Below are 6,457 nucleotides of genomic sequence, written 5' to 3'. Positions count from 1 at the left end.
ACGACCGACCTGGTGGCGGCCACCGGCGGCGGCGGTCTGCTGGGCGGCCAGCAGGTGGGGGTGGTGGTCCTCCAGCCACGCCAGCGCCGCCGGGAGGTCGGCGAGGGGGTGCGGGTGGGTGCCGGGCGTGGGCGGGTCGAGCCGGACCGGCGCGCGGTGCGGGTCCAGCAGGCGGTCGGCGGCGTGGGCGGTGTGCAGGTAGAAGTCCACCACCCGGTCGAGCGCCGCTCGGCGCACCGGCTCGTCCAGGTCGTCGCGGGCGGTGGCGGCGGCGTAGGCGCGGGTCAGGTCGTGCATGGCGCACCGGCCGTGGGGGTGCCGGTCGAGCAGGGAGTGGTCCTCCAGCGCCCGCAACACCTTGCGCGCCAACGCCGGGGGCACGCCGGTGAGGGAGGCGGCGGCAGGCAGGTCGATGTCCGGGCCGGGAGCGACGCCCAGCAGCGCGAACGCGGTCCGCTGCTGGGCGGTGAGGTGGCGCAGCGACCAGGACAGCACCGCGGGCACGCTCGCCATCGGGTCGTCGTCGTCCAGCACGTCCAGGCCGAGGTCGCGCAGTTCCGCGACCAGCTCGGCGAGCGCGACGGACGGGCGGGTGACGGCGTGCCGGGTCGTGATCGCCAACGCCAGCGGGTGGTGCCCGCACAGCCCGATCAGCTCGTCGGTCGCGTCGGGTTCGGCGGCCACCCGCTCCGCGCCCAGGCGTTCGACCAGCAGGGCACGGGCTTCCCGCCGGGACAGGACGTCGAGCTGCACGTGCTCGGCACCGTGGCGGTCCACCAGCGAGGAGAGCCTCCGGCGGCCGGTGACCAGCACCGTGCAGGACGCGCTCCCCGGCAGCAGCGGAACGACCTGCTCCACCGTCGCGGCGTTGTCCAACACCACCAGCATCCGCCGACCCGCCACCGCACTGCGGTACAGCGCCACCCGCGCGTCCAGAGCGGCGGGCACCCGAGCGGGCGGCACGTCCAGCGCGTGCAGGAACCCCCACAGCACGACCGCCGGATCGAGCGGCTCACCCTCCGGGCTGAACCCGCGCAGGTCCACGAACAACTGCCCGTCCGGGAACCGCTCCACGTGGCGGTGCGCCCAGTGCAACGCCAACCACGTCTTCCCGACCCCACCCTCCCCCGCCAGCGCCGGGATCACCACCGTCGCCGACCGGCCCGCCGCCTCCACCACCGCGTCCAGCCGCTCCAGCTCGGCCTCCCGGCCGACGAACGACGCGGGCGGCGCGGGCAGCTGGCGGGGCACCACCGGACCCGCCGCGGGGAGCAGCAGTCCCGGATCAGCGGTCAGCACCCGCTGGTGCAGCTCCCGCAGCGCCGGACCGGGATCAGCCCCCAGCTCCTCGGCCAGCACCCGCCGCGTACGCCCGTAGTGCTCCAACGCCTCCGCCTGACGACCCGACCGGTACAGCGCCAGCACCACCTGCCCGGCCAACCGCTCGTCCAACGGATCCTCCGCCGCCCGCGTCGTCAACTCCGGCACCAGGTCCCCGTGCCGGCCGCACCCGAGCGCCCAGTCCACCCGATCGGCCACCGCGGCCCCGCGCTCCCGGTACAGGTGCTCACGCGACGACCGCGCCCACGGCGTGTCCAGCTCCGCCAACGGCTCACCCCGCCACAACGCCAACGCCCGCTCCACCACCACCAGCGCACGCCCCGGATCGTCACTGGCGCGCGCCTCGGCGAGCAGGCGGCGGAAGCGGTGCAGATCCACCCCCTCGGGATCGGCCGCGAGCAGGTAACCGTTGTCGCGCCACGTGATCGTGGCCCCGACCCGACGCAGGTTCGACACGTACGTCCGCAGCACCGACCGCACCCGCGCAGGCGGACGCCCACCCCACACCCGGTCGATCAGCCGGTCCACCGGCACCACCCGACCGACCTCGTCCGCCAGCACCGCCAACACCGCCCGCTGCCGCGCGTGCCCCACCGCGACCGGCACACCGCCGACGCGGACCTCCAGGCCACCCAGCACACCGACCTCGATGTCCGGAGCCGTGCCCCGCTCGCTCGCGCCCGCCACCGCTTCTGTGTACCGAACGCGATCCGGCCGTTCAACGCGCGAAGGAGAACTCCCGGCGTGCCGCCACCTCCCGGGCGGTGATCAGGTGCAGGAGGCCGAAGGCCCCGGTGCCCACCGCGCCGATCGGGTTCCTCGACCGCAGGCACAGGTAGGCGTCCCCGAACTGGGTGAGGCCCGCCGCGACGAGCAGCGCCGGTGACGGCGGCCTCCGCCGCAGGGCGGACCACAGCAGGGGTCCGGTCACCGAGTACGTCCGCACGGCGGTGGCGACGACCCAGAAGTCGAGGTCCTGGCCGTTGCCGGTGACGAGTCCGCGGCGGGTCTCCTCCGGGATGCCGACACCCGTGGTGAGGGCGGACATGACCGTGGAGGACACCGCGGCGAGCGCGCTGGCCACCACCAGCGTCGTGGTGCGGCGCGAGGACGGCACGGGAGATCGCTCCGATCGGGGTCGGGGGTTCTAGCGGCGGACGAGGTCGCGGTAGTCCGGCAGGTCGACGGCGTTGGCCGGACGGGAGGCGAACCTGTCCCCGAGGCGGCGCAGCGGCGGGCTGGAGATCACCTTGATCACCGCGGCGAAGGCGGCGACCCCGAACCCGCTGACGGGCGTGGCGAGCCGCGGCCCGAACGGCGGCAGCTTCTGCGCCCGCTCGACGAACGGCCGCATGATCCGCTCGTACTCGGCGAACGCCCCGGTGTGGTCGTCGTGCCGCGCGAGTTCGCCCGCCAGCACGTAGGCGCCGGTGAGGGCCAGGGTGGTGCCCATGCCGCTGAGCGGCGAGGCGCAGTGGGCCGCGTCCCCGGCCAGCACCGCCCTGCCTCGGGACCACCGCGCCGCCTTCACCTGCCCGAGGTGCTCGTAGTACAGGTCGTCGGCCCGGTCCAGGCCGTCCAGGACGCGGTCGGTCTGCCAGCCCGCGTCGGCGAAGGCACCGCGCAGGTGCGCCACCTGCTCGGCACGGGTCCGCCGGACGGCGGTGGCCGCCACCGCGGGCGGCACCAGCTCGGACAGGACGGCGCGGATGCCGCCGTTGGGGTCGGGGCGCAGCTGCACCGAACGACCGCGGCCGGGGTTGTACCAGCGCCAGTAGTCGTCGTCCTCGGGTGCGCGCTCGATGGTGAAGTACGTCGACTCCAGCCCGATGTGGTGAACGCGCGTCGACAGCCCGAGCACGTCGCGCGTGGTGGAGTTCAGGCCGTCGGCGGCCACGACCACGTCGACGTCGCGCACGCCGCCCGAGTGCAGGCGCACCCGCGCGTGGGCGGTGTGCTCCTCGACCTCCACGACGTGGTCGCCGTAGACGTGCTCGACCGCGCCCGCGCCCGCCTCGACCAGGAGGTCGGACAGGTCGCCGCGCAGGATCTCCAGCTCGGCGGTGGCGCCGTCGACGTCGCTCCCGTCGGCGGGGAAGACGCCGGCCACCTCGCCGTTCGGGCCGATGAAGGAGGCGCCGAGTTCGCCGGTGCGCCGGGCGGCGACGGCGTCGCGGATGCCGATGCGCTCCAGCACGGTGGCACCGACACCCCGGACGTCGATGTTCTGCCCCGCCGTGCGCGGGGCGGGCGCCCGTTCGACGACCACGACGTCCCAGCCGTAGCGGGACAGCCAGTAGGCCAGCGTCGGACCGGCGATGCTCGCGCCGGCGATCAGGGCGGTTCGGGGGGAGGTCACGGGAAAATAGTAAACTCAGTTAGCAATCCATGCAACAACCACGTTCGCCTCGGGGGTCGACGGTCGTGGTCGGCGCCCGTGAGACGATCGGCGGCCCGATCACGTGAGGAGGGTGGCCGTGACGACGGACTCCGCGGTCCCGCACCTGCGAGAACTGCTCCAGGTCATGGCCGTGCGCCAGCAGTGGTTCGAGCGCTCCATGGCGGCGGCGATGGGGATCGACCGCACGAGCCTCGAAGTCGTGTACCACCTCATCGCCCGCGGCCCGAGCACACCGACCGAGATCGCCAGGGCGGCGGGCATGTCGACGGCGGCCACCGCCCAGGTGCTCAAGCGCCTCGAAGCGGGCGGCCACCTCCAGCGCGCCAAGCACGCCACCGACCGGCGCAAGGTCGTGATCGCCGTCGCCCCCGAGACCGAGGCGCGGGCGACCCGGTACGTGGAGCCGGTCATCGAGGGCCTCGACGGGCTGCTGGCCGCCACCGACGCCGAGACCAGGGAGAAGATCTCCTGGTTCCTGCGGTCGGTGGCCGACGTCTACGCGCGGGCGCTGCCGGAGACCTGAGCGGCGCGGGGAATCAAACGCACCGCCGCGCGCTTGGACGGTGCGTGAAGAAGATTGGCTTTCTCTCGTTCGGGCACTGGTCGCCGGGCGGGCACTCCCTGACCAGGTCGGCCGCGGACTTCCTGCACCAGTCGATCGACCTCGCGGTCGCCGCGGAGGAGCTGGGCGTGGACGGCGCCTACTTCCGCGTGCACCACTTCGCGCGGCAGGCGGGCAGCCCGTTCCCGCTGCTCTCGGCCATCGGCGCGCGGACCACGAGGATCGAGATCGGCACCGGCGTGATCGACATGCGCTACGAGAACCCGCTGTACATGGCCGAGGACGCGGGCGCCGCCGACCTCATCTCCGACGGACGGCTCCAGCTCGGCATCAGCCGGGGATCACCCGAGCAGGTGATCGAGGGCTGGCGGCACTTCGGCTTCTCCCCCGCCGAGGGCGAGACCGACGCGGACATGGCCCGCAGGCACACCGAGAGGTTCCTGGAGGTGATCGGGGGAGAGGGCTTCGCCGAGCCCAACCCGCGACCGATGTTCGCGAACCCGCCGGGGCTGCTGCGGATCGAACCGCACTCGGAGGGGCTGCGCGAGCGGATCTGGTGGGGTTCCGCCTCGAACGCGACCGGCGTGTGGGCCGCGAAGCTGGGGATGAACCTCCAGAGCAGCACGCTCAAGTTCGACGAGACGGGCGAGCCGCTGCACGTCCAGCAGCGCAAGCAGATCGAGGCCTACCGCGAGGCGTGGAAGGAGGCGGGCCACGTGCGCGAGCCGCGGGTGTCGGTCAGCCGCAGCATCTTCGCCATCACCAACGACCTGGACCGCGCCTACTTCGGCCGCGACCGCGACTCGCGCGACCAGATCGGCATGATCGACGAGAACACCAGGGCGATCTTCGGCCGGTCCTACGCCGCCGAGCCGGACGTGCTCGTCAAGGAACTGCTGGACGACGAGGCCGTCCAGGCCGCGGACACGCTGCTGCTGACCATCCCGAACCAGCTCGGGGTCGACTACAACACCCACGTGCTGGAGAACATCCTCACCCACGTGGCGCCGGAACTGGGCTGGCGCTGAGCACTACCGCCGGCACCGGTCCGCGCCGATCCGCGAACCGGTGCCGGACCGGTGCCCAGGCGGCGCGGGCCGCGAGCAGCCCGACGGTCAGCTCGTGCAGCCGGTCCGCGTCCTCGGCGTCGAACGCGGGCCCGTCCAGCGGGAGCGGCTCCCCCGCCACGGAGGCGGAGACCGGCTGGTCCGGTGGGGCGTCCAGGGCGGCGAGCACCGGCAGGATGCCCTCCTCCACCGGCCTCGCGCCCGCGCGCACGGCGTCGATCCGCTCGGCCGCGGCCGGGTCGTACTCGCCGGAGGAGCTGGTCCGCACGCCACCGGGGTCGAGCAGGACGTAGCGGATCCGGCTGCCCGGTCGTGCACGGGCGAACCCGACCCCGAGCAGGTCGTTGAGCCTGCTGCCCTGCATCAGCGCGTCGATGCCCGTGTAGTCCCGCTCCCGGCCGAGGTCGTCCCAGCGGCCCTCCCCCATCGGGATGCCGGGGCCGCACACGTTGACCACGACGGGCGCGGGCGCGGCCTCCAGCAGGTCGGCCAGACCGTGGCTGAGCACGAAGCGGCTCAGGTAGTACAGCGCGAAGGAGTTCTCGAACCCCTCCCCGGTGACCAGCCGGGTCGAGCGGAAGTGCTGCGCGCACAGCACGAGCCCGTCGACGGCGGCGAACCGCGAACGGATCTCGGCCAGGGCCCCTCGGGTGGCCTCGACCAGGCTGAGGTCCACCTGGATGAAGTGCACGCGGTCGGCGGCGCCGGACCCCTCGGCCTCGGCCACGAGCTGGGCGCCCTTGTCGGCGTCGCGGCCGAGGACGACGACCCGGTCGCCTCCTTGGAGACGAGCGAGGGCGACGGCCTTGCCGATGCCGTCCGTGCCGCCCGAGATGACGAACGTCTTCACGCCGTGAACCCCCTGAAGAGACCGCGCACTCTTGTCATCAGTTGATGACTTATCCGAAGTTAACGACGGCCGCGTATCGTGTCAACGAGCGACGACTTGAGGTCTAGGAGCCGGATTGACCGCGACACCGGACGGTCAGCCGCCGCGCAGGCGCGACCGGGACGCGACCCGAGCGGCCCTGCTGGCCTCGGCCAGGAACCACTTCGCCCGTGACGGCTACACCGGGACGAACGTGC

6 protein-coding genes are annotated in these 6,457 nt (G+C 73.6%); 2 read left to right on the top strand and 4 right to left on the bottom strand.

Translation table 11 applies throughout. The features are described 5' to 3' along the window. From VFZ92_RS36310 to VFZ92_RS36300, 3 genes are all read right to left on the bottom strand, one after another. Positions 1-2,028 (bottom strand): AfsR/SARP family transcriptional regulator (locus tag VFZ92_RS36310; RefSeq protein ID WP_330881507.1); only part of this gene is annotated, 2,028 nt, incomplete at its 3' end. A gap of 31 nt (positions 2,029-2,059) precedes the next feature. Next, the gene (locus VFZ92_RS36305) at positions 2,060-2,458 is read right to left on the bottom strand and encodes a hypothetical protein (RefSeq protein ID WP_330881506.1); all 399 of its coding nucleotides are present in this window, start codon (positions 2,456-2,458) and stop codon (positions 2,060-2,062) included. A 30-nt stretch (positions 2,459-2,488) separates the two neighbouring features. Beyond that, a complete protein-coding gene (locus VFZ92_RS36300; protein WP_330881505.1) occupies positions 2,489-3,700 on the bottom strand; it encodes an FAD-dependent monooxygenase in 1,212 nt (403 codons plus the stop codon). Positions 3,701-3,818: 118 nt separating this feature from the next. Between VFZ92_RS36300 and VFZ92_RS36295 the strand changes: the two genes are divergently transcribed. Together VFZ92_RS36295 and VFZ92_RS36290 are read left to right on the top strand one after the other, a co-directional pair. Next, complete coding sequence (locus VFZ92_RS36295) at positions 3,819-4,265, top strand: MarR family winged helix-turn-helix transcriptional regulator (RefSeq protein WP_330881504.1); 447 nt, start codon at positions 3,819-3,821, stop codon at positions 4,263-4,265. A 44-nt stretch (positions 4,266-4,309) separates the two neighbouring features. Continuing rightward, positions 4,310-5,332, top strand: a complete 1,023-nt coding sequence (locus VFZ92_RS36290) for an LLM class flavin-dependent oxidoreductase (RefSeq protein WP_330881502.1) — start codon at positions 4,310-4,312, stop codon at positions 5,330-5,332. On the opposite strand, the gene VFZ92_RS36285 is transcribed toward VFZ92_RS36290, so the two are convergent. Then, on the bottom strand, positions 5,298-6,221 hold the full coding sequence (locus tag VFZ92_RS36285) for an SDR family NAD(P)-dependent oxidoreductase (protein ID WP_330881500.1): 924 nt from the start codon (positions 6,219-6,221) through the stop codon (positions 5,298-5,300). The genes VFZ92_RS36290 and VFZ92_RS36285 overlap by 35 nt on opposite strands. Positions 6,222-6,457 lie beyond the last annotated feature (236 nt).

The organism is Umezawaea sp., from assembly GCF_036375055.1.
Taxonomy (GTDB): domain Bacteria; phylum Actinomycetota; class Actinomycetes; order Mycobacteriales; family Pseudonocardiaceae; genus Umezawaea.
This window is presented reverse-complemented; position numbering and strand designations above follow the sequence as displayed.